This window comes from Fulvivirga lutimaris (assembly GCF_009711525.1).
Taxonomy (GTDB): domain Bacteria; phylum Bacteroidota; class Bacteroidia; order Cytophagales; family Cyclobacteriaceae; genus Fulvivirga; species Fulvivirga lutimaris.
In genome coordinates this window covers 26203-49640 of record NZ_SMLV01000433.1, presented here as the reverse complement: position 1 = coordinate 49640, position 23438 = coordinate 26203, and the positions used below count along the sequence as shown (strand labels likewise).

Annotated in this window: 19 protein-coding genes; 5 read left to right on the top strand and 14 right to left on the bottom strand. The window is 37.7% G+C overall.

Translation table 11 applies throughout. From position 1 onward, the window contains the following. Positions 1-141: 141 nt before the first annotated feature. From E1140_RS19880 to rpmB, 5 genes are all read right to left on the bottom strand, one after another. Positions 142-5277, bottom strand: coding sequence for an FG-GAP-like repeat-containing protein (locus tag E1140_RS19880; RefSeq protein ID WP_155188300.1), 5136 nt, complete (start codon positions 5275-5277; stop codon positions 142-144). Positions 5278-5432: 155 nt separating this feature from the next. Continuing rightward, positions 5433-6389: a signal recognition particle-docking protein FtsY gene (gene ftsY / locus E1140_RS19875; RefSeq protein ID WP_155188298.1), complete on the bottom strand. Its 957-nt coding sequence runs from the start codon at positions 6387-6389 to the stop codon at positions 5433-5435. A gap of 88 nt (positions 6390-6477) precedes the next feature. Next, positions 6478-6633: a DUF4295 domain-containing protein gene (locus E1140_RS19870; protein ID WP_155188296.1), complete on the bottom strand. Its 156-nt coding sequence runs from the start codon at positions 6631-6633 to the stop codon at positions 6478-6480. 2 nt (positions 6634-6635) lie between these two features. Then, positions 6636-6818 carry a 50S ribosomal protein L33 gene (rpmG, locus tag E1140_RS19865; protein ID WP_155188294.1) on the bottom strand — a complete coding sequence of 61 codons (183 nt, stop codon included), beginning with the start codon at positions 6816-6818 and terminating at the stop codon, positions 6636-6638. Positions 6819-6842: 24 nt separating this feature from the next. Beyond that, positions 6843-7082, bottom strand: a complete 240-nt coding sequence (rpmB, locus tag E1140_RS19860) for a 50S ribosomal protein L28 (protein WP_155188292.1) — start codon at positions 7080-7082, stop codon at positions 6843-6845. Between the two features lie 351 nt (positions 7083-7433). Between rpmB and rocD the strand changes: the two genes are divergently transcribed. Both rocD and E1140_RS19850 read left to right on the top strand, forming a co-directional pair. Further along, positions 7434-8717, top strand: a complete 1284-nt coding sequence (gene rocD, locus E1140_RS19855; protein ID WP_155188290.1) for an ornithine--oxo-acid transaminase — start codon at positions 7434-7436, stop codon at positions 8715-8717. A gap of 22 nt (positions 8718-8739) precedes the next feature. Then, entirely contained in the window at positions 8740-9288 is a 549-nt protein-coding gene (locus E1140_RS19850) for a hypothetical protein (RefSeq protein ID WP_155188288.1), read from the top strand. A gap of 22 nt (positions 9289-9310) precedes the next feature. On the opposite strand, the gene E1140_RS19845 is transcribed toward E1140_RS19850, so the two are convergent. Continuing rightward, a complete protein-coding gene (locus E1140_RS19845; RefSeq protein WP_155188286.1) occupies positions 9311-10537 on the bottom strand; it encodes an NAD(P)/FAD-dependent oxidoreductase in 1227 nt (408 codons plus the stop codon). A 51-nt stretch (positions 10538-10588) separates the two neighbouring features. On the opposite strand from E1140_RS19845, the gene hemB reads away from it, so the two are divergent. Next, positions 10589-11557 (top strand): porphobilinogen synthase, encoded by a 969-nt coding sequence (hemB, locus tag E1140_RS19840; protein WP_155188284.1) that lies wholly within the window; start codon positions 10589-10591, stop codon positions 11555-11557. Here hemB and E1140_RS19835 read toward each other — a convergent pair whose 3' ends face one another. Both E1140_RS19835 and E1140_RS19830 read right to left on the bottom strand, forming a co-directional pair. Then, entirely contained in the window at positions 11558-11761 is a 204-nt protein-coding gene (locus E1140_RS19835; protein ID WP_155188282.1) for a hypothetical protein, read from the bottom strand. It lies immediately after the preceding gene. Positions 11762-11813: 52 nt separating this feature from the next. Continuing rightward, positions 11814-13058 carry a cystathionine gamma-synthase family protein gene (locus E1140_RS19830; protein WP_155188280.1) on the bottom strand — a complete coding sequence of 415 codons (1245 nt, stop codon included), beginning with the start codon at positions 13056-13058 and terminating at the stop codon, positions 11814-11816. Between the two features lie 140 nt (positions 13059-13198). Between E1140_RS19830 and E1140_RS19825 the strand changes: the two genes are divergently transcribed. After that, positions 13199-13654: an Lrp/AsnC family transcriptional regulator gene (locus E1140_RS19825; protein WP_155188278.1), complete on the top strand. Its 456-nt coding sequence runs from the start codon at positions 13199-13201 to the stop codon at positions 13652-13654. On the opposite strand, the gene E1140_RS19820 is transcribed toward E1140_RS19825, so the two are convergent. Beyond that, positions 13651-14949 carry a DNA recombination protein RmuC gene (locus E1140_RS19820; RefSeq protein WP_155188276.1) on the bottom strand — a complete coding sequence of 433 codons (1299 nt, stop codon included), beginning with the start codon at positions 14947-14949 and terminating at the stop codon, positions 13651-13653. The two genes, E1140_RS19825 and E1140_RS19820, sit on opposite strands and share 4 nt — an antisense overlap. Positions 14950-15170: 221 nt before the next feature. Between E1140_RS19820 and E1140_RS19815 the strand changes: the two genes are divergently transcribed. Continuing rightward, positions 15171-17537, top strand: coding sequence for an ABC transporter permease (locus E1140_RS19815; RefSeq protein WP_155188274.1), 2367 nt, complete (start codon positions 15171-15173; stop codon positions 17535-17537). Between the two features lie 46 nt (positions 17538-17583). Here E1140_RS19815 and E1140_RS19810 read toward each other — a convergent pair whose 3' ends face one another. The 5 genes from E1140_RS19810 to E1140_RS19790 all read right to left on the bottom strand — a co-directional run bounded on the left by E1140_RS19810 (position 17584) and on the right by E1140_RS19790 (position 23438). Further along, positions 17584-18222: an HAD family hydrolase gene (locus tag E1140_RS19810; RefSeq protein WP_155188272.1), complete on the bottom strand. Its 639-nt coding sequence runs from the start codon at positions 18220-18222 to the stop codon at positions 17584-17586. Positions 18223-18344: 122 nt separating this feature from the next. Continuing rightward, positions 18345-20072 carry a sodium:solute symporter gene (locus E1140_RS19805; RefSeq protein ID WP_155188270.1) on the bottom strand — a complete coding sequence of 576 codons (1728 nt, stop codon included), beginning with the start codon at positions 20070-20072 and terminating at the stop codon, positions 18345-18347. Between the two features lie 4 nt (positions 20073-20076). Beyond that, positions 20077-21231 (bottom strand): aldose epimerase family protein, encoded by a 1155-nt coding sequence (locus E1140_RS19800; RefSeq protein ID WP_155188268.1) that lies wholly within the window; start codon positions 21229-21231, stop codon positions 20077-20079. 3 nt (positions 21232-21234) lie between these two features. Beyond that, positions 21235-22731, bottom strand: coding sequence for an L-arabinose isomerase (gene araA, locus E1140_RS19795; protein WP_155188266.1), 1497 nt, complete (start codon positions 22729-22731; stop codon positions 21235-21237). 5 nt (positions 22732-22736) lie between these two features. Next, positions 22737-23438 carry an L-ribulose-5-phosphate 4-epimerase gene (locus E1140_RS19790; protein ID WP_155188264.1) on the bottom strand — a complete coding sequence of 234 codons (702 nt, stop codon included), beginning with the start codon at positions 23436-23438 and terminating at the stop codon, positions 22737-22739.

Genomic DNA, 23438 nt, shown 5'->3' with positions numbered 1-23438 from the left:
ATTATTGAATATGCAATGTCATAATTATTAAAATTTTAGGAAATACCTAGTAGCGGGTATTTTGTGAGTTAAATCTAATGAGCAACCTCCATAAATATGCTTTCCGTTCTGTATTTAAAGAAATGAAGTCACGGCAATCACTTACCTCTGAATTACAATTCTATAGGTACCTTTAACATTGCCGCCCGTTGATCCTAAGGTCACTATGTAGCTTCCTGCATTCAGGTTACTGACATCCACATGCGCCTGATCTTTAGCAATGGTTTGGTCTGAAATTTTCGTTCCAGACTTATTATAAATTATCATATGAAGCTCTTCATCTTCAGAGTCCCATTGGATATGTATCTTGTCTGTTGCGGGGTTAGGATAAGGTAAAAACACAAGATTACTTGCTTCATCAAGTCCTAAAATTGATTCAACTATTACCTTTCTGGTTGCAGAAGTAAGTATTAAACCTGGCACTTTCACATTGGTGGCTTCAACATAATACTCTCCGTCATTAATTTCGTCAATTCCATTAAAATAAAGCTCATTTCTGATGCTATCAGCAAGAATCACATCATTCTTAAACCATTGATATTCATTACTTGAGCCTTCAACATTAAAAGATAGTGAGAGAACACTCCCTTCATTGACTATGGTGTCTATTGGAGTGTCTAGCATGAATTGATTACTGTAAGTCAGACCTGGCATAGCTGCTATACTTTCCAAATCAGCAAAGTCTAAATAGTTACTATCGAGTTTAATAGAACTCAATTTCAATAGGCCTGTAACATTTGGAACACCTGTTATTTTATTATCAGAAAAATCCACCTGCTCAAGTTCTGTCATAGTCAAAAATTCTTCTGAGATATCACCATCAAGGTTGTTTTTAGGCAAATTCAGAGTTCTAACATGGCCATCTTTAATAGCAACTCCTTCCCACGAAGAAACCGGATTCATTAACCAATTATTATTTTTATTCCAGTTGACTCCATTAGTAGAATTGTATAAAGCAACTAATGCTAAAGAGTCACTTCCCACATCATAGTTTACCATCAGCTTTCTAATAGCTGAGGTAATAACCAAATCCGGAACTTTAGAACTGCTAACTTCCGCATAATACTCCCCTTCATTCTCTGATCCTATAGTATTAAAGTAGATTTCACTTCTAGTGCTATCTGACAGTATCACATTATCTTTATACCATTGATACTGATTACTAGAACCTCCAACAATGAATGATAAGGCAAGGCTTTTACCTTCATCGATTAATGTGTCTAAAGGAGAATCAAAACTGAATTGATTATCATATGTCAGACCAGGCAGGGCTACTATTGGCTCTAAATCTCCAAAATCTAAATAATTACTGTCTAGTTTGATTGAATTGAGTTGGGTGAGACTTGTTAAATCTGGTACACCAGTTAACTTATTATCTGCTAAGTTTAAACTTTCCAGCTCAGTCATACTTGTAAAGTCCTCGGGAATTTCTCCATCAAGATTATTACTTGGAAGAACTACTCCATTTACAGCTTGATTTTTTATAGAAACTCCTGCCCAGGATGCTACTGGTGCTTCCAACCAGTTGTTATTTCTATTCCAGTTGTCCCCAGAAGTTGCATTATACAATGCAACAAGTGCTAAAGAGTCTGCCTCAAAGCTATGCTCTTTAATAGTCAATCGCTTATTTATCTCAAGCTCTGTAATCTTCTGTTTTATGCCGGATGGCCAGTTGATTACTACCGAGTCTATGGCCGTATTTGTACCAAGACCTACCTGTGCGGTTAGAGAGTTTTGATTAGCGAAGCCATTGGTAGTTAGTATTTGCTGATGGTTTCTCTTCCCATCTGGAGTGTACACATCAACCTTTGCACCTACAGCACTTCTGTTGGAAATAGTACCTTCCAGCTTTATTTGAAGCCAATTGTTTGCGTTACCTTTATTATGGTACAGTCCATTATAATCCAATCCCCAAGTGGCTGTTAGTATATCAAGAAATCCGTCATTATCGTAGTCAACCATCGAGACTCCCCCAAAACCGCTTCCTTCCCCAAATGATGAATTTACTTGCTTTGTAAAGGTATGATCACCATTGTTTTTATAAAGTGCCCATTCAGCACCACCAGACGCTTGCTTTCCTATTAGCAAATCAACCAAACCATCATTGTCGTAATCACCAAAAGCACTCCCTCGCCCACCTTTTACAATCTCTCCAAGTACATCTATGGAAGGCAAAACAGTAAAATTACCGGTACCATCGTTAATATAAAATCTACTTTCAGATTGAGAGACAGAAGGCTGACTTGCCAGATATGCATCATAATCACCATCATTATCAATGTCTGCAAAGGAAATACCCCGATTATATTTGCTGGTATCCGAGGCTACAATTGTTTCATCAAGGACAAATATGCCATCTCCATTATTAAGATATGGCATGCGAATCTTAAAAAGATCCTGCGCAACCCCGTCTAAAATAAAAACATCAATAGCACCATCATTATTGATATCTAAGGCAACTGGGGTCCAACTACCTCCTATTGGAAAAGTATTTGTGTCCTTTCTAAAAGAATCATTGCCTTCATTAATGTACAAATAATTTCCTTCATAGGTTAAGACTAATAAGTCCAAATCTCCATCATTATCTACATCTAACCAGGTACCTGACTTTAAGGCAACATCATCATTAAGGTAAATAGGGGAAAAAGTGCCGTCTCCATTATTCTTTTGAATTGAAGCATAAACTAAAGTATCTGTTGGAAAAGTAACTGAAGGTTCGATTAGAAGATTGGGTGAAAAATAGTCAATGAAACCATCATTATTATAATCACCGAATGCTGCATTCCTTCCTGATGCAAACCCATAATTATTTGAATTGACCTTGGAAAATTTACCATTGCCATCATTTTTAAACATATATGATCTTATGGGATGATTTGCTGCATAATTAGTAACAATCACATCTTCAAAACCATCATTATCAATATCTGCCCATTGACCACCATAATTAAGCTGGAGGTCCTTGCCGTATTGAGTAAGATCTCCACCATCTACTCTATCAAAAAGTTCTCCTTCTATAGGTAGGTCGGGTAAAATAAATGCAAGCGCGGGTGCGCTTTTAAGCACAAGATCAGGGACTAATGAATTTGTCACTGTTAGCTGGTAATCCCCATCATCATTAAGGGTTACCGGCTCAACAGAATACTCTGGGCCAAGAATCTCTTCCCCCCTTATTCTATAACTATTGGCTGAGCCTGGTACATCAAAACTAAAAGTGAAAGCATCTCCAAGATGCACATACCTTTCCTGAATGGAACCAAATTCCTTTTGAGGAACATATACAAATTCATTAATGCCTTCAGGAGCACCCGACTCGAGATCATCAAACTCTAAATAGTTAAGGTCAATAATCAGGCTTTCTATTGCTGAACCCGATAAATCCGGAATATCATAGAACCTATTATCACCAATATCTAGTGACTTTAAAGATGGAGGCAATGAAGGCAAGCTATCCAATTTACTGCTTCTAAATACAAGTTCTTCCACATTAGTTAGTGTTGTCAAATCTATTCCCCAATTGGGATTATAAGATATATCTAAGGTAGTGAGACTTAAGTTCTTTAGGCTTTCAGTCAAGGGTATATCAATTTTAAGATGTTTTAGGTTGGTTAAATTTTCAATACTGGACGGTAAAGAGTCAGCAAATGGATTAAAATACATTCTTAGTGTCTCCAAATTTGTCAAAGACATTATTATTTCTGGAAAAGCACTATTGCTCTTAACATCTCTAATACCCGATAGGCTCAATGTTTTTAAATTGATCAAATTTCCAAACTCACTTGGCAATGGAAGGTCTAATCTATTTTCATTGCTGTAGACAATAGTCCGCGATAACCCATCACCCAAATTGAGATACTCCAGTTTCGTCAAACTTCCTAACTCAGCTGGTAAAGAACCTCTTAGATAAATAGAACTAAGATTTAAATGCTTTAAATTAGAGAGCATGGCAATTTCTGGAGGCAGTGACATGCCGTCATATTCTTCTTTGCCTTCTTCAAAAAAAGAACTATTTGAGATATCAAGTGCCTCTAATGCAGTCAACTGCCACAACTGATCTGGTAAAAATCCATATAGGTTATTATTTGGAAGCAAAATTTCGGATACTCTCCCGCCTTTTAGCTTGATACCATACCATGTATTAACAGGGTCATTGAGCCAATTGGCATTATTTTCCCAATATTGTCCCCCCGTTGCATTGTAAAGTGCAACTAATGCTAATGAATCTGTTTCTAATAAAGGCAACGATAAAGTGATCGGGTTGCTCTTTAACACTACTGAAGGAAAATCAGAATTTGTTACCTTTAAAATATAAACACCCTCATCTGAGCTTGATAAACTTGGAATATTGTAGGTAGGTGCATTTGCAGCATTAATATTTTCAGAATTCTTTTCCCACTGCAAGACATTATTTGAAGATGCATCTGCCCAGCTCGGATTCAATGTGATATTATCACCCAGGTTTAAAGTCCTGAAACCTATTTCGCCAAAGGGCTTCTGAGAAGTATTTGATGTAATTACAGAAGCGTTTAATTCAAAATCTTCAAATGTTAAATAATTATCGGATATACTAAATTCAGATAGGACAGGTAAGGAAGTAAGATCTGATAGCCCATCTAGCTCATTACCATCAATTACAAGACTTTGTAGTGTAGAAATATTGGCTAACTCTGCAGGCAATGCTCCAGACAAACCATTGTCTTTTAAGTTTATCTCAGTCACACCGCCATCCTCAGCAGTAATACCATACCAATAAGAAACAGGTGAAGTTAGCCAGTTGGTCTTTTTATTCCAGTTTGAACCATTAGTACTATTGTAGAGAGCAACTAAAGCTAATGAGTCTGACTCAGAAACAACTGAATATGGCAACTGATACATTTGAAATTCAAATGGTACACTCTCCCATGTGTCAAGCCATTCAATCTTAATCGTTTGGCCTAAGGATAATTCAATGGTTAATTCAGATTGATAGATTGCTGCTCCAATGTCTATGTCATCATTTTCAGCAAGTACAATTCCCCCGCATTCATCGTAAACTTTAAGGTGGGTGTCGCGACCTGTACCTGCTGTCGATATGGTTAGTGCCTCCCTTTGAGTGGAAGTATAGGTAAAATAGTATGGAGCAGTCGGTGTGTAATTCACACCAATCGAAGCAAGAATAGCGGTTTCACAGTCGTTACTCTGAGTGTGTCCGTAATAAGATGATAATAGGGCTAAAATTAAAAACGCAAGCTTTCTCATAGCCTACAAAGATAATTTTATCCTTAAATACTTAAAAAGTATAATGTTTTTATTATTGAAAGAATATTATAAGAGGAGATTGAAATAAAATAAGTAGCTAAGAAGCTGTTAGTCAGTGGTTTGAGGAATTTCAGTTTCTAACTGAGCTAGAATAATTATTTCTTAAACAAAGAATCCACAAACTCTCCTTTATTGAAGACTTGTAAGTCATCTACTTTTTCGCCTACCCCAATGTAACGAACAGGGATTTTGAAGGCATCTGATATGCCAATGACAACACCGCCTTTAGCTGTACCATCAAGCTTTGTAATGGCCAGTGAAGTCACTTCAGTTGCTTTGGTGAATTCCTTTGCCTGGATCATGGCATTTTGGCCTGTGCTGCCATCCAATACTAGCATCACATCATGAGGGGCAGTTTCTACAAACTTCTGCATCACTCTCTTGATCTTAGTTAACTCGTTCATAAGGTTAACCTTATTATGTAACCTGCCTGCAGTATCTATAATAACTACATCTGCATTGTTTTTAACTCCGTACTCCACAGCTTCAAATGCCACAGCCGATGGATCGGTATTCATGCCTTTAGATATCACCGGAACTCCTACTCTTTCTCCCCAGAGTATTAATTGATCAACAGCAGCTGCTCTAAATGTATCAGCAGCTCCTAAAACAACATTGTACCCGGCTTTTTTAAATTGAGCAGAAAGCTTCCCAATAGTAGTGGTTTTACCTACTCCATTGACCCCAACTACCATGATAACATATGGTTTGGCTCCAGTAGGAATAGAAAATTCTGCAAGGTCTTGCGTATTATTTTCAGAAAGAAGAGCGGCAATTTCTTCTTTCAGAATCTTATCAAGCTCATCAACACCAAGATATTTATCCCGCGCAACACGCTCTTCAATTCGCTGAATTATTTTAATCGTTGTGTCAACACCCACATCAGAAGTAATCAATACCTCCTCAAGTTCATCAAGAACTTCATCATCTACCTTTGATTTACCTACAACGGCTTTGCCGAGTTTAGTAAATAAACTTTCTTTAGTCTTCTCAAGACCTTTATCTAGAGACTCTTTTTTTTCCTTTGAAAATAAACCTCCGAATAATGCCATGAACGTGTTTGAGTTGGGTGGATATTCAAATAAAACAAAAAAGTCCCACAAGGGACTTTTTTATAACACATATTTTAAAATGTATTACTTAGTTTTTTGCTAGTGTTTCCTGAATTTTATCAAGAGTCACCATTTCTTCTTTGAAAGTATAAGCTCCAGTCTTGTCAGACTTTATTGCTCTAATCACTTTCGCGAAATTTTTACCTTCACCTTTCTGGAGTGATGCTACTACTTTCTTTGCCATGATTATTTAATTTCTTTGTGAATAGTCATTTTCTTCATGATAGGATTGTATTTTTTCAATTCCAATCTATCAGTAGTGTTTTTTCTGTTCTTAGTAGTAATGTACCTAGAAGTTCCTGGCAAGCCGCTGGCTTTGTGCTCAGTGCACTCCATAATTACTTGAATTCTATTACCTTTCTTAGCCATGATATATTATTTTATAAGCTAGGGTTATACTAATGTGTTACCGTTAGCTCTTGCCTTTTTCAATACAGCACTAATGCCATTTTTGTTGATAGTTCTCAACGCAGAAGTAGTTACTTTAAGTGTAACCCACTTATCCTCTTCAGGGATATAAAATCTCTTCTTCTGGAGATTTATATCAAACCTTCTTTTGGTTTTATTGTTTGCGTGAGAAACATTGTTTCCTACTTGAGGTTTCTTCCCTGTGATCTGGCAAACTCGTGACATCGTTATTAATATTAAATTAAATCCTCTTTTTATTTTGGGTCTGCAAATATCACAAAAAGTATTTTAATTGCCAAACATTGATTTTAAATATTATTTAACCTTTTTCATCATTTCAATCCCAACAAAATTTTCAACTTATATAAGTAAACACCTTTCATGAAAATTAGTGCTGTATTTGCCCAAAATATCTATTGGCCTATCTTCCTTCTTTTTGTCCATACTATAAAGCCCTTTTTGATTGTATTTTCTTAATTTTGACAATCGGATGATTTCTCTCCCGCTTAATGAATGAGGAAAGGATGGCTACTCTCCGAGACGAGTAGTGATGTTCAATCTTTAATCCTTTTAATTATGGAAGCTATCATTAATCAAAAATTCACTTCTCAAGATGCTATTGACTTAGAAGATAAGCATGGCGCGCATAACTACCACCCACTGCCAGTAGTTTTGGCCAAAGGCGAAGGTGTATATGTTTGGGATGTTGAAGGCAAGAAGTACTTCGATTTCCTTTCAGCATATAGTGCAGTTAACCAAGGTCATTGTCACCCAAAAATAGTAGGGGCACTTAAAGACCAAGCTGAAACATTGACATTAACATCTCGTGCCTTTTATAATGACGTTTTAGGTCCTTATGAAAAATACATAACTGAATATTTCAAGTTCGACAAGGTGCTACCGATGAATACCGGAGCTGAGGCGGTAGAAACTGCCATCAAGATCTGTAGAAAGTGGGCCTATGAGAAAAAAGGAATTCCAGAAAACGAAGCTAAGATTATAGTATGTGAAGGAAACTTCCATGGAAGAACAACAACCATCGTTTCTTTTTCTAATGATGAAGATGCAAGAAAGAATTTTGGGCCTTATACTCCCGGCTTTATAAAGATACCTTATAATGACCTGGCAGCACTCGAGACTGCTTTGAAGGAAGAAAACGTTGCTGGTTTATTAATTGAGCCTATTCAGGGCGAAGCTGGGGTTTTTGTTCCGGATGAAGGTTTTATTAAAAAGGCTGCGGCATTATGCAAAGATGCTGATGCTCTTTTTATTGCAGATGAGATTCAGACAGGTATTGCCAGAACTGGTGGGCTATTAAGAGTATGTGGCGATTGTAGCTGTGAAAACAAATGTGAGCAGCAAGCTACTTATACCAGACCTGATATGCTCATTTTAGGTAAAGCGATTTCTGGTGGTGTGTTCCCAGTTTCTGCAGTATTGGCTGATGATGGTATAATGAATGTGATAAAACCAGGCCAGCACGGAAGTACTTTTGGAGGAAACCCACTCGGTGCTAAAGTTGCTATGGCAGCGCTTGACGTTATTTATGATGAAAATCTTATTCAAAATGCAAGAAAGCTTGGCAACATTTTCAGAGAGCGCATGGAGAAATTCATTGCCACTTCAGACCTTATAAAATTAGTTAGAGGTAAAGGCCTTCTTAATGCCATTGTTATTAACGACTCACCGGACAGCTCAACTGCATGGGATCTTTGTGTGGCACTAAAAGAAAATGGACTTCTTGCTAAACCAACACATGGAAATATCATAAGATTTGCCCCTCCATTGGTTATGACAGAGGCCCAACTTCATGAATGCTGCGATATTATTGAAAAAACCATTACGGATTTCTCCAAATAATTATATATATTGTATCATAATTATGGATTACGCGTTTAAAAACTCACCTAAAGACCATTTAACACAAATGGTTTTAGGTGAAAATGGATTTAAAATTGTAATAGATGGAGCTACTTATAATTATAAGTATAGCGACATTACTCGTGTGTGGCTAAACAACCCAGAAGGGTTTATTGCACCGGGTGAATATTCATGTACAGTTAATATCGTTGACAAGAAGCCCATTTATATTACAAGCAAAAATTTCGATCAAAACGGCCTGTTTATTGAGCAGTCCCATCATTACAACTCTTTTGTAAGGGTGCTGCACATGCACATAAAGTCAAATAAGGCCGCTGAATTTAAATTTGGGACTACTCCTGCCAGATACTTAAAGCGTGTAGCAATTATTGCATTGATTTTAACTGCATGTATTGCCAGCATTATAACTTTTAACTCAAATCCATTCTATTTCATTGTACCTTCTGTATTCGGAGTTTTTGTGACCATATACGGGTTGCAGTTTTGTATAACAAGATTTCCTAAAGGGTATAACCCCGATAATATTCCTCTGGAACTATTGCCGGCATAACCATTTGCTAAGGTTTAGAACATCAACTGAACAATAACTTCAGATAGAATGAGGGTTTTACTAATTCCTTTTTCAGGTCTACGTTATCTAGCATTGAAGTTAATAGCAATTTCACAGATTGATTCTTATTAGCCTTTCTCACCACAAAGTTGAACAGCCTTGGAAACCTTAACAGTTTTTGAAGTCCTCTACTCAACCGAAGTTCATTCCACATTTTGTGATAGACAACCTTTTCATAGCCCTTATTATAAGAAGCATCAAATCGTTTTGACTTAATGCAGTTGATAATATGCTCGGCTGCAAGTCTTCCACTTCTGATGGCATTGCCAATTCCTTCTCCAGTAAAAGGATCTATTAAACTTGCGGCATCGCCTAACAGTAAAAATCGATCTCCTGATATTGGCCTTTTTTTTGAGCCAATGGGAAGACCGTATCCTTTAACTGATTCTAAAGCCCTGGCATTCTTAAACCTTCCTTGAAGTAATGGGTGGTTGCTTACCAGTTGATCCAATTTAGCTTTCAAATTCACCTTTTTCTTGCTCACCTCACTTGACAACATTCCCAGACCAACATTGGCCTCTCCATTGGGTAATGGAAATATCCATAGATAACCCGGTAATACATCCTTAATAAAATGAAGCTCAATATGACCTTTTTGATGAAACCCCTCAACACCTGCATAGTATTGCCTTAAGCCTGCACAATAATGATTTTTTTCAACTTTGATTTCGCCTAGACACCTGTTAACAATAGAATGTGCTCCATCAGCCCCTATAATAATAGGTGCATGTAATTCATCCGAACCAACAAATACCTTTATGGTCTCATTATCTCTAATAATTTGATCTGCCTTTTGGCTTAGAAATATTTCAACATTCTCTAAATCTTTGATCTGATTAAAAAAGAAGTTATCGAAATGCTCTCTTTTGGAAATATAACCTGCCGCACCACCATGTTTTTCATTTGAAAAATCAATATCCAATCTATTTCCATTCGGGGCAAAAAACCGAACACCATGCGACTCTTGTTTATCAAAAAACTTTTCAAATCGTTCACCAAGATCTTTATCCATTCTGAACAGTTGATTCACCACATCAGCACTTAGCGCATCACCACATATCTTATCTCTCGGGAATTGATCTTTATCGATAACAGCAATTTTGATAGGTTCATGCCTTAAGGCATACGCACATGCGCACCCAGCAGGACCTGCGCCAACAATTATAAGGTCAAAAGATTTTACAGACATGAGTCTCAAAAATATCAGTAAATTTGCTTTAAGGATTACAATTGATGAAAAATGAATATTAGACCCAGAAGAAATCGGAAATCGGAAGCGATAAGACAAATGGTTCAGGAAACCAGATTACACCAATCTAACCTCATGTACCCATTATTTCTACTAGAGTCGCCTAATAAAACAGCTGAAGTACACTCTATGCCGGGAATCTATAGATTAGGCATTGAAAAAATGCTGAAAGAGATAGAGGAGTGCATGAAACTTGGAATCAAAAGTTTTGACATTTTCCCAGTTGTTGAAGAACATCACAAGGATAAAACGGCTACTAAAAGCTATCAGAATGACTTCTTTTATCAGGCTGCACTTAAAAGAGTAAAACAAGAGTTTCCTGAAGCCTGTATTATGACAGATGTAGCTATGGACCCTTATAGCTCAGACGGACATGACGGACTGGTTGACGCAAATGGTAATATATTAAATGATGAAACACTTGAGATACTTGGAAAAATGGGTGTTTCTCAAGCTGAAATGGGTGTTGATATCATCGGCCCATCTGATATGATGGATGGGCGTGTTGGCTATATAAGGGAAGCACTTGATTTAAGTGGTTTTAGTAATGTATCAATCATGTCATACACGGCTAAATACGCCAGTGCCTTTTATGGACCATTTAGAGATGCCCTGGATTCAGCTCCAAAAAGTGGTGATAAAAAAACCTATCAGATGAACCCTGCCAACAGTCAAGAGGCACTAATTGAAGCAGATTTAGATACAGAAGAAGGTGCCGATTTTCTAATGGTTAAACCAGCATTATCTTATCTGGATATCATAAAGCAGTTAAAAGATAATTACGATCTACCAATAGCTGCCTATAATGTAAGTGGTGAGTACGCTATGGTTTGTGCCGCTGCCGAAAAAGGTTGGTTAGATAAAGATGCCATAATGAAGGAGGTTTTATTATCTATAAAGCGAGCGGGTGCTGATATAATTCTTACCTATTATGCCAAAGAGTGGGCAAAACAGCAATAGTTAAATCTCTCTTATCTCAAAGTCCTTGCCTCTGCCAAAGGCGATAAGTTCAGAAAATTCATAATACTCTAATGTATTGATGTCTTTGAGTTTGAAATTCTCGCTACTTAAAAATTCCATAACCTCAAACTCATAGGTATCTCCAAAGTTCTTTAGCCTGTACTTCTTGTTTAACCGTATTACATTCAGAGATATTCCTTTCATAAGACACTAAGGTAATAACTACTGTAAACAGAAAAACAACTTGCTCTGTTTATTAAACTTTTTCTAATGCCTGATTAATATCCCAAACCAGATCATCAGGGTTCTCTACACCTACAGATAGCCTTACCAAACTTTCAAATATGCCATATTTAAGTTTCTCATCTTTATCAACACCGGCATGTGTCATTGACGCAGGATGTTGAGCCAATGACTCAGTACTACCTAAACTTACTGCTAGTTTTATCAGCTTTAGATTGTTTAAAAATGTAAAAGCCTCTTTTTCGCCACCTTTTAATATGATCGACAGCATAGCTCCGGCAGAAGAATATTGCTTTTTAAATATCTCATATTGTGGTGTTCCCTTCGGAATGGCTCCTAAATAGCCAATGCGCTCAACTTTTGGATGATCCTTAATTACATTGTAGACATAAGCTGCATTTTCAGATTGTTTTTCCATTCTAATTTTAAGAGTTTCCAAACTGCGCAGCAATAACCATCCTGTCCATGGTCCAGCCATATTTCCCAGAAAAGTTCGCATCTCCTTAATCTTAGCGATATGTTCTTTTGAACCGAGGCAAGCTCCTGCTATCACATCGCTGTGCCCTCCAATGTATTTAGTGGCTGAATATATAACCAAGTCAGCACCAAACGCTAAAGGGTGCTGCCACAATGGCCCCATGTAGGTATTATCAACAACAACTAGCGCTTTTTCTTCTTTAGAGAAATGGTCAGCTACTCTTCGACACAGTTCAAGATCAATCAGGTGATTAGTAGGATTTGCCGGGGTTTCTACATAAACCATTTTAAGTTTATCTGCTTTACCACTGGCTTCTATCTTTTCTATAATGTTCTCTTCAGATTCTAATGGATCAAACCCAATTACATTAATTTGAAATCTTGGAAGAACATGCTTAATAAAATGATCTGTTCCGCCATAAATAGGATTACTATGTAGAATTAAGTCACCTGGAGATAAAAACTGAAGTAATGCTGTTGTAATGGCACTCATTCCACTTTCAAAAACTGCAGCATCTTCGGCTTCATCCCACAAAGTCAACCTGTTTTCAAGAATTTCTAAATCCGGATTATTTAGCCTACTATAAATCAATCCCAGCTCTTCCCCTTCACTTTTCTCTCGTAGTCCGTAGGCAACCTCAAAAAACGCCTTTCCTGCTTCAGCACTTTCAAATGCAAAAGTAGAGGTTTGAAATATCGGTGATTTAATTGCTCCTTCTGATAGTGATGGTTTGTAACCATATGACATCATTAGACTTTCGGGGCTCATTTTCTTATCCATAGCAATACTATTTTATACCTCAATTAGTAAATTATTTATATTAATCGCCACATAGTCAGATATATCAACTAATATTTAATTATATATCAGTTGATATATACTGTATTTATATATATTTTAAAGCAAAACAGTATAAGTCAATGGATTCAATTGATAGAAAATTAGTCTCTTTACTACAGCACAATGGCAAGCTTGCCATGAAAGAGTTAAGCCGAGAATTAGGCCTGAGCATTACACCTATCTATGACAGATTGAGAAGGCTTGAACAGCAAGGGATAATTACTGGCTACCATGCCCATATTGATGAGAAAAAGATGGGCTTTGGTCTTGAGGTATTCTGCTCTGTTACCTTAGAGTCTCACAAAGCTGACTTCTTAAAGCAATTTGAAGGAGATATCAAAAAATTTGATGAGGTATTGGAATGTTACCATCTGGCAGGCTCATTTGACTTTTTATTAAAAGTGCTCGTCAGGAATATGGATGACTATGGTGATTTTGTAAATAAGAAACTGGCCAAGCTAGAAAATATTGGGTTGGTTCATAGCCATATGGTACTTAATAAAATAAAGCAAACACGAGTGCTACCTGTTGACTAGTCTTCAGCTTTATCTAGTAGCTTTTGAGCAATAGATTTACTCGCTTTTGCCCCAAGCTCCTTAAGTCTTTCAGTCTTTCTCACAAGGTTGTCATTTCCTTCATAAAGCTTTTTAGAAGCTTCAGAATAAATGGCTTTTGTTTGGTCAAGACTCTTACCAATCTTTATTAAGTCCTCAGAGAAGTTTACAAACTTGTCATACAACGCACCGGCCTGACGAGCAATCTCAATAGCATTTTTGTTTTGCAGGTCTTGTTTCCAGATATACGAAATGGTTCTAAGCGTGGCCATTAACGTTGTGGTGCTCACCAAAACTATATTTCTATCCAGTGCCTTTTCATACAGGTCTTGATCTTCCTTAAGCGCAACTGTCAAAGCGGGCTCGTTGGCAATAAACATCATCACATAATCAGGTTGATTGATGTCATGAATATTCTGATATTTCTTATCGCTAAGCATTTTGATATGGCCATTAACACTGTCAAGGTGCTGTTTTAATAACCCTGGCTGACGATCTGGTTCCGCATCAAAATAATTTGCATAGGCTGTTAATGATACCTTTGAATCCAAAACAATAGCTTTGTCATCAGGCATCAATATAATATAATCAGGCCGCTGATTTTGCTGATCTTCAGTCTTGAAATTCTTCTCTTTAAAATAATGGACATCCTTTTGCAAACCTGCCTTTTCAAGTATCAGTTCTATTTGCATTTCTCCCCAATTGCCCTGAGCTTTGCTATCTCCTTTTAAGGCTTTTGTCAGGTTTTCAGTCTCCTTGGTCATCTGCCGATTTAGTTCTTTCAAACCAGTAAGTTGCTCTTTCAAGGCAGTGCTATATTGTAGATTCTCTTTACTGCTTAGTTCCACCTTTTTCTCAAACTCACCAATCTTCTCTCTCAGCGGATTGAGTATTTCAGAAAGGTTAGTTTTATTCTGGTCAGTGAACTTCTTAGTCTTTTCTTCAAAAATCTCATTTGCCAGGTTTTTGAACTGTACTGCAAATTGATCCTGAAGACTTTTTAACTCCTGCTTCTGCTCTGCTAAACGCTCCTGAAGGTTTCGGTAATCAGCTTCGGTAGCAGCCAGACTATTATTAAGCTCTATAACTTTTGTGCGCTCAGTTTCAAGCTCCTTTTTAAACTCTACATTTTGATTCTTAAGATCATCAACCCTTTCACGCTCCATCTTAAGTTCAGATGCTGAGCCATTATTTCCTGAAAACTTAAATTTAGCTATAAACCAGGCAGCTATTCCGCCAACAACAATACCTACCGCTAACCAGAGTAATTCAATCATTATTCAAATATCAATTAACAATTGGCAATTAGCAATTTAGGATGATTATAAAAAAAGCACTTTTGTAAATAGTTGTAAGACCAAGAGTATTAACTTGAATGTTATCAAAATATTCAATGCACTTATTTCACACTTCACTACATCTATCCCACAGCTGATGTTTGAATCCATTTTTTTTGAGCCACGTTATCTATTTTAGCAATGGTCAAAAACTCAAACTCATGTTACAAACATTTCTCAAAATCACCTTTAGAAGTTTCCTACGTCAAAAACTCTATACCTTCTTAAACATCTTCGGGCTGGCTCTTGGGTTAGCAGCAACGATTATTATTATCACATTTTCCACACACGAACTGACTTATGACCAATATCATGAAAAGTCAGAGTCCATATTCATGGCTTACAAAGAGCGGATTACCCCTAATGAAACTCAAGCCACCTATGATACCTGGGTGCCAATGGGTGAGCGTCTAGTTACTGAATACCCAGAAGCAATTAACTCCACTCGCTTTTTTACAGACAACAGCTTATTTGAAATTGGTGATGAGCGATTTGAAGGTAGCTTAGCTTATTCAGACGAATCTCTTTTTCAAATGTTTGACTTCGACCTGATAAAAGGTGACGTTAATAACCCTTTTCCTATTAAAAATGCCATTATTTTATCTCAGGAAATGGCAACAAAATACTTTGGTGATGCCGATCCTATAGGCAAAACTTTAAGAATAGACTTTGAAAGGGTATATGAGGTGACAGGTGTACTTCGTCCTATTCCAACCAACTCATCCATTCAAATTGACCATTTAATATCACTAAAAACAATACCAGAATACCCAGATTATGAGAATAACTGGGGCGGTTCATTTTTACATACTTATGTACAGCTCGATAATCCAAACAATGCTGCATCACTTGAGGCTAAATTTCCAGATTTAATCAAAAACATTTGGGATGCAGAAGTTCAAAATAGAACCAATTTCAAATTGTTACCATTACACAACGTATACAGCACCATTATAGGCGATACTGATATCGCATATATCTTGTTATACATTGCAGCTGGCATATTGTTAATATCGTCTATTAACTTTATCAACCTGTTTGCCAGCAGCGCCTTAGGTAGATCAAAAGAAGTAGCAGTTAAAAAAGTGATTGGCAGCTCAAGGAAGCAATTAGCAAGACAGTTTTTAGGTGAATCTTTGGTTGTTTCCTCTATCAGCATGGGAATAGCAATACTACTGGTATCACTATGCTTACCTTTTATTAATTCCGCTTTTGATCTTCAGCTTGCTGTTGGCTTCAATCAGTTCAGTACTATTGCAGTTTTAGTGAGCCTTACTTTGATTATAAGCATGCTGTCCGGGGCTTACCCAGCCTACTTAATTTCCAGGTTTGGAATTATTTCTTCGCTTAAAGGGAGTTTTGATAAATCAATGGGCAAAAACAACCTCAGAGATTTAATGATTGCATTTCAGTTTGTAGTATCCATACTTCTAATTGTAGGCACTTTAGTGATCAATGATCAAATCAGCTTTATGCAAAACACCGATATGGGTTTTAAGAAAGATAATCAGGTGGCTATCCCTCTTTCACTTCGCGATTTTGAAAGCAGCGATTCCACTACCATTACCAGAATTGAAACCTTCAAAAATGAAATTGCCAAGCATAGTGATGTTATCTCAATTACTACCTCAAGAAACATTCCCACAGACTGGACTAACTCCTATCTTTTTGTAAGACCTGACGGCTGGGATGGCGACCCATTGAGAATGGCATATACATATCATGATGCTAAGTTTTTTGAAACCTACGGAATAGAAATTATTCAAGGCTCAAACTTTAATGATGATGCCTATGGGGATCAAAGAGAATCTGCTGTGCTTAATAAATCTGCAATGGAAGCATTTGGTTTTGAAGATATTGAGGGGAAAGCCATTAGGATTGGGAACAATAGGATAAATGTAGTGGGTGTAATTGATAATTTCAATTTTGAAACCATGCGCGATGAAGTTAGGCCCATAATTCATTTTCATCGAGTGCCTTCCAATGCTGCCCATAGCTATCTAACAATAAATGCAAGACCTGGGAAAGCCAAAACGATCATTGACTTTGCAGAATCTAAGTGGTCAATTTTAAACTCAACTTTACCATTCGATTATGCTTTCATTGATGAAAATGTAGCTACAATGTATGAGTCAGAAAGCAGGCTTTTATTGATGAGCACGATTTTTTCAACGGTGGCAATCATAATAGCATGCCTGGGCCTATTTGGTATTGTCTCTTATAATGTAGAAAAGAGGAAGAAAGAAATTGGTATCAGAAAAGTTTTGGGGGCATCTATATACTCAATAGTGCAGCTCATGTCAAAAAGGTTTGCAGCGCTAATCCTAATCGGATTTGTTGTTTCAGTGCCTATCGGAATTTACTATCTAAATGATTGGCTAAACGGATTTGCTTATCACATTGAGATTAGCCCTATGGTATTTGGCATCACAATATTGGCCGTACTAGCAGTTGCTATGATAACTGTAAGTGCTAAAACCATCCAGGCCGGACTAGCGAACCCTGTTAATGTTTTGAAAGAGGATTAATTAGAACTTACAAAAAGGGATGCTTCTAAATGTTACCAAGACAGGATTAAATATCTCCGATGCTTAGGTCTATGTAGTTGGATATAAATTTATCGACAGTAATACCTTGAAAATCATCATGCTGGTGTGTGGTTGTAACCACTACTAAACTGCACCCAGCAGCTACCGCAGCCTTGGCTCCAGTTGGACTATCCTCAAACACCACACAATCTTTGGGGTCAACCCTGATGGCCTGGGCTGCTTTCAGAAATACTTCCGGATCAGGCTTGCCTTTGGTAACATGCCCAGCATGAAGCGTAGCTTTAAACAAGGATCGTATTTCTAAATTATCAATTATGAAATCCATGTTGATTTTTGGTGCAGCAGTGGCCACCGCCATGGGTATCTTTTTGCTTTTTAGGACATGGAGGAAATCGTGTAGCCCATCTAAAAGGGTAAGCTGAGGGGCAAATAGCTCTCTATACCTTTTTTCCTTTTTGGCTGAAATAGCTGTTCGCTCTTCAAATGTGAACCTCTCTTTAAAAAGTCGTGCAAGAATCTCTTCATTAATTCCATGCACTCTTTCCATTACTTCTTCAATACTCATTTCAAGCCCTAGCTCACTCAAGGTCTCCTGCCAGGCTTTATGGTGAATCATCATGTTATCCACCATGGTTCCATCTAAATCAAAAATTACACCCTTCATTATTAAAAGTCTATTTCAGGTCATCCATCAACCGATTTATTTTTTTATCAATTTAGGTGCTCCATCTCGATAACCATATAGTTTAATTTGCTGAGCAATATCATAATCGTCTAAATACTTCCCTACCAGAAATTAATGTAGAATAATACGGTAAGTCCAATAATAATAACAGAATGGATTATATCCCATTTATTCCAACTCTTGCGACTAGCAGCTTTCTGTTCTGCAGTGGCAGATCCAAAAGTCAATCCAGCAATTTGCGCAGCGGGTGCAGATTTAGTGAACATACTTACAATGATGATGACAAACATACTGAACACCAACATGCCTCCACAGAAGAAAAGCCAATTTACGTCATAAAATAAGTTATAGAAGAAATTGTCAATGCCATTCTCAGAGGCCCAAAGTTTTACATCTTCATACCCAGCATTACCAGCCTTGGTTGTATAAAATACTTTAGCTCCTAAGCGAAACACTCCAATAATAAAACCTGCAATCATCCCCCACATTCCACCAAGCGGAGTTGGCTTGGAAGAAAGTATTCCAAGTAAAAATGCGGCCGCTATTCCAGGTGCCAAAACAGATTGCACATCTTGCAAATAGGTATAGAGAACATCACCTATGCTACGCATAATTGGAATCCATAGTATACCAAGTATAACAATTACAACAGTGGCCATTCTGCCTACACTTAACAATTTCTTTTCAGAAGCTTCCGGTTTAAACTTCTTATAAAAGTCAATTGTAAATAGCATTGCCGATGAGTTAAATAATGAGGCCAATGAACTCATTAATGCTGCCAGAATTCCGCACACCACTAACCCCTTAACACCAGCTGGCAATAACTTGGCAACCAAAGTCGGAAAAGCTGCATCAGAAGACGATAGTGTAAATACTTCTCCATTGAGAATTACTCCTTTTTGCGCCATAGCAAAGGCAATCATACCTGGAATCATAAACAAGAACACAGGTGTTAATTTTAAGTAAGCGCCAAAAATTGTTCCTCGTCTCGCTTGTGTTTCGTCTTTACCAGACAATACTCTTTGAACAATATATTGGTCCGTACACCAGTACCAGAATCCAATCACGGATGAGCCTATTAACACACCCAACCAAGGGAAACTCTCATCTTTATTACTTCGAACAAGATTCGTCATTGAATCGCCATATTCATTTACTTGAACGGCACTGGTAATTCTAAGCACCTCTTCCCATCCGCCAACAGCTTGCAAGCCCAACACTACGATTATAATTGAGCCCAACAGCAAAATTGGTGTTTGAAGTACCGATGTATAAAGTACGGATTTCATACCTCCTACTACGGTATAAACTGCAGTCAGAATTACCAAACCTATTGCTGAAATCCAGAAGAAATCGATGCCCCACAGTGTTTCAATCCCAAATACCTCTTTAAACACTAATCCTCCTGCATATACAGTAACAGCAACCTTAGTCAGCACATAACTCACTAATGAAATGATAGATAATATTGATCTTGACTCCTTATTGTAGCGTTTTTCAAGGAATTCGGGCATAGTGGTAACCATACTTCGCGTATAGAATGGTACAAAAACCCATCCTAATATAAGGATCATCCAACCCTGAATTTCCCAGTGTGCCATAGCCAAACCACTGGATGCTCCAGCACCTGCTAACCCTATTAAATGTTCAGAACCAATATTAGAAGCAAAAATTGAAGCCCCGATGGCCACCCAGGAGGCATCTCTTCCTGCCAGGAAATAATCTCCTGAACTGGATTGCTTTTGTTTAAATACCCAAACAATAATACCAATTAAAGCTGCCGCAAAAATGGCGAGTACAATCCAGTCTAAAGTTGCAAACTGCGTCATAGCATTAATCCTTTTGTACTAAAAATTTAGTCAATGTTTTAGTTGAATATGTCTCTCCTGGTTTTAAAACTACATTAGGAAATTCCGGTTTATTTGGAGAGTCTGGATAATGCTGTGTTTCTAAACACAATCCCGATCTGAATTGGTAAGTGGTATTGTTTTTACCTGTGATGGTACCATTAAGAAAATTACCTGAGTAGAATTGAATTCCAGGCTCTTCAGTATAAATATCCATTCTTCTTCCAGAAGTTGGCTCAACTAATGAAGCAGCAAAAGTTAATGCATCATCTGACTCATCAAGCACCCAACAATGATCATATCCAAGGCCGTTTTTAAGTTGCTCATTCTCCTCATTGATTTCCTTTCCAATCACTTTGTAATCAGTAAAATCGAATGGAGTGCCTTCAACAGATACAACTTCTGAAGGAATTAATGTTTCATCCACTGGCAGATACTTGGAGGCATTTAATTTTAGCTCATGCCCTAAAATATCACCACCGCCAGCCAAGTTGTAATAAGCGTGGTTGGTAAGGTTAACGATTGTAGCTTTATCTGTAGTGGCTTTATAATCGAAGATAAGCTCATTGTCATTGTTTAGCGTATAAGTAACTTCAACGGTAAGGTTTCCAGGATACCCTTCTTCCATGTCAGGGCTCACGCGTGTCATTTTAACACCAACACTGTTTTCACCTTCTACAGCTTCACTCGCCCAAACTACCTTATCAAAACCCCGCACACCACCATGTAAGTGATTTTGGTCGTTATTGGTGGCAAGTTGATATTCTTCACCATCTAGTGAGAATTTACCTTTGGCAATTCTATTCCCGAAACGCCCAATAATGGCTCCGAAATACGGAGTAGCCTCTAAATAACCGTCCAAATTATCATACCCTAAAACAATATCATCGTAGTTTCCATCCTTGTCAGGAGCTGTTAATGTGCGAATAATACCGCCATAGGTGATTACACTCATTTCCATTCCCTGACTGTTTTTCAGCTTAAATTCATGAACCTCTTCACCATTTGGCATGGTTCCGAAAACTGATTTTTCAATTGTTGCTTTTGGTTCCTCCATTTCTTCTGTTTCTGTTTTTTGACTAGTTGAAGTGCAAGAAAAAGCAACTAATAGTACAACCAATCCTGATAAATATGTTTTCATGTCTTATAGTTTATTTTCGAATAAATGATAATATACTTCATTCCACTTTAAGCCATCTTTGAAGGCTCTCATTCTTGTTTCTTTATCGATAACAACAAGCTCTATGCCCGCCATATCAGCAAAATCCTCAATATATTCAGTGGTAATTGCTTTGCTAAATACAGTGTGGTGGGCCCCACCAGCGTGAATCCAAGCTTGTGCTGCAACATCCAGGTTAGGATGTGCATCCCACAGTACTCGTGCTACAGGAAGGTTAGGTAACTCATGCTCTGGCTTAACTGCATCTACCTCATTTACCAATAATCTAAATCGGTTACCCATATCAATCAAAGAAACATTAATTGCTGGCCCAGAATCCACATCAAACACCAAACGGGCAGGATCTTCTTTTCCTCCAATTCCTAAAGGATGCACTTGAACTTTTGGTTTACCCATTGCAATGGTTGGGCATATCTCAAGCATATGCGCACCAAGCACTCTGGAATCGCCATTATGGAAATCGTAGGTATAATCTTCCATAAATGAAGTACCCCCAGCTAAACCTTGATCCATTACTTTAATAGCATGTAAAAGTGCTGAAGTCTTCCAATCACCCTCGGCTCCAAAGCCATAACCATCTGCCATTAAACGCTGCGCAGAAATCCCTGGTAATTGCTTCATACCATGAAGGTTTTCGAACGTGTCTGTGAATGCCTGAAAACCGCCTTCTTGCAAAAATGATCTTAACCCAAGCTCGATTCTTGCTGAATCTTTTAATGACCCGCTTTTTAATACTTCGCTTGTAACTTCATAGCTATGAGCATACTCCTTAAGGAGCTGCTCAACCTGGCTGTCTGAAATTTCATTTACATATTTTACGACATCACCAACACCATATCCATTCACAGACATTCCAAAGCGAATTTGTGCTTCCACTTTATCACCTTCAGTTACGGCCACCTCGCGCATGTTGTCACCAATTCTTGCGACCTTCATGTTTTGCATGGCATGCCAACCTGATGCCACGCGCGTCCATTTGGCTAATTTAACGATAACATCTTGCTGCTTCCAGTGTCCAACAATCACCTTTCTCTTCATGCGAAGTCGAGAAGTCATAAAGCCGAATTCACGGTCGCCATGCGCTGATTGGTTTTCGTTCATGAAATCCATGTCTATTTCCGCCCATGGAATCTCAGCATTGTATTGCGTATGTAAATGAACGAATGGCTTATTCAATATTTTAAGACCATTGAGCCACATTTTTGCTGGAGAGAATGTGTGCATCCATAGGATTAAACCGATACACTTGGGTGTATTATTAGCCTCCTGAATTATGCTTAACACTTCACCTGGTGACTTTACTACTGATTTATATTTTACCTGAACAGGAATGTCAGCATTACCGTCAAAATATTTAGCGATTTCTTCAGAATGATTGGCTACGTTTTGTAGCACAACATCTCCGTATAAATGCTGGCTACCCGTAATCAACCAAACTTCAAATTGATCTAAACCTTTCATATTTATTAATTTTGCCCATAATAGGCGTTTTTACCATGTTTTCTTTCGTAATGCTTTTTGATTAGCGCATCCTTCAACCTTGGAGCTTCCGGATTAATACTTAATGCTATGTGTGCCATCTTACCCAATTCATCAAGCAGCTTTGAATTAAACACTGCCTTATCGGCACTTTTCCCCCAAGTAAACGGGCCATGGTTACCGATAAGCACCATTTCCACTTCTTTGTAGTCAAGTCGCTTATTGGCGAAACAGTCTAATATTTGTTGCCCCGTGTTGTGTTCATAATCACCTTCAATAAGTTCATCACTCATCGGTGGTGCGCAAGGAATATCATGCGTTAAATAATCAGCATGAGTAGTTCCCATAATTGGAATATCTCGCTGCGCTTGTGCCCAGGCAACGGCATAGGTAGAGTGCGTATGGCATATTCCACCTATGGTCTCCCAATGTTTATATAAAAAAGCATGTGTTTTCGTATCAGATGAAGGACGCATTTCGCCTTCAATAATATTATTGTCAAAATCAACGATTACAATGTCATCTGCTTTAAGCACATCATAAGGCACACCGCTTGGTTTAATAGCAAAAACACCTTTTTCACGATCAACTGCACTTACATTACCGAAAGTGTAAATCACTAAATCAAGTTTTGGAAGCTGCATATTGGCCTCAAAACATTCTTCTTTAAGTGCTTTATATTTTGACAT

Coding starts and splice junctions, on each gene's coding strand:
- E1140_RS19880 (WP_155188300.1), bottom strand. CDS start 5,277: ATGAGAAAGCTTGCGTTTTTAATTTTAGCCCTATTATCATCTTATTAC.
- ftsY (WP_155188298.1), bottom strand. CDS start 6,389: ATGGCATTATTCGGAGGTTTATTTTCAAAGGAAAAAAAAGAGTCTCTA.
- E1140_RS19870 (WP_155188296.1), bottom strand. CDS start 6,633: ATGGCAAAGAAAGTAGTAGCATCACTCCAGAAAGGTGAAGGTAAAAAT.
- rpmG (WP_155188294.1), bottom strand. CDS start 6,818: ATGGCTAAGAAAGGTAATAGAATTCAAGTAATTATGGAGTGCACTGAG.
- rpmB (WP_155188292.1), bottom strand. CDS start 7,082: ATGTCACGAGTTTGCCAGATCACAGGGAAGAAACCTCAAGTAGGAAAC.
- rocD (WP_155188290.1), top strand. CDS start 7,434: ATGGAAGCTATCATTAATCAAAAATTCACTTCTCAAGATGCTATTGAC.
- E1140_RS19850 (WP_155188288.1), top strand. CDS start 8,740: ATGGATTACGCGTTTAAAAACTCACCTAAAGACCATTTAACACAAATG.
- E1140_RS19845 (WP_155188286.1), bottom strand. CDS start 10,537: ATGTCTGTAAAATCTTTTGACCTTATAATTGTTGGCGCAGGTCCTGCT.
- hemB (WP_155188284.1), top strand. CDS start 10,589: ATGAATATTAGACCCAGAAGAAATCGGAAATCGGAAGCGATAAGACAA.
- E1140_RS19835 (WP_155188282.1), bottom strand. CDS start 11,761: ATGAAAGGAATATCTCTGAATGTAATACGGTTAAACAAGAAGTACAGG.
- E1140_RS19830 (WP_155188280.1), bottom strand. CDS start 13,058: ATGGATAAGAAAATGAGCCCCGAAAGTCTAATGATGTCATATGGTTAC.
- E1140_RS19825 (WP_155188278.1), top strand. CDS start 13,199: ATGGATTCAATTGATAGAAAATTAGTCTCTTTACTACAGCACAATGGC.
- E1140_RS19820 (WP_155188276.1), bottom strand. CDS start 14,949: ATGATTGAATTACTCTGGTTAGCGGTAGGTATTGTTGTTGGCGGAATA.
- E1140_RS19815 (WP_155188274.1), top strand. CDS start 15,171: ATGTTACAAACATTTCTCAAAATCACCTTTAGAAGTTTCCTACGTCAA.
- E1140_RS19810 (WP_155188272.1), bottom strand. CDS start 18,222: ATGAAGGGTGTAATTTTTGATTTAGATGGAACCATGGTGGATAACATG.
- E1140_RS19805 (WP_155188270.1), bottom strand. CDS start 20,072: ATGACGCAGTTTGCAACTTTAGACTGGATTGTACTCGCCATTTTTGCG.
- E1140_RS19800 (WP_155188268.1), bottom strand. CDS start 21,231: ATGAAAACATATTTATCAGGATTGGTTGTACTATTAGTTGCTTTTTCT.
- araA (WP_155188266.1), bottom strand. CDS start 22,731: ATGAAAGGTTTAGATCAATTTGAAGTTTGGTTGATTACGGGTAGCCAG.
- E1140_RS19790 (WP_155188264.1), bottom strand. CDS start 23,438: ATGTCAAAATATAAAGCACTTAAAGAAGAATGTTTTGAGGCCAATATG.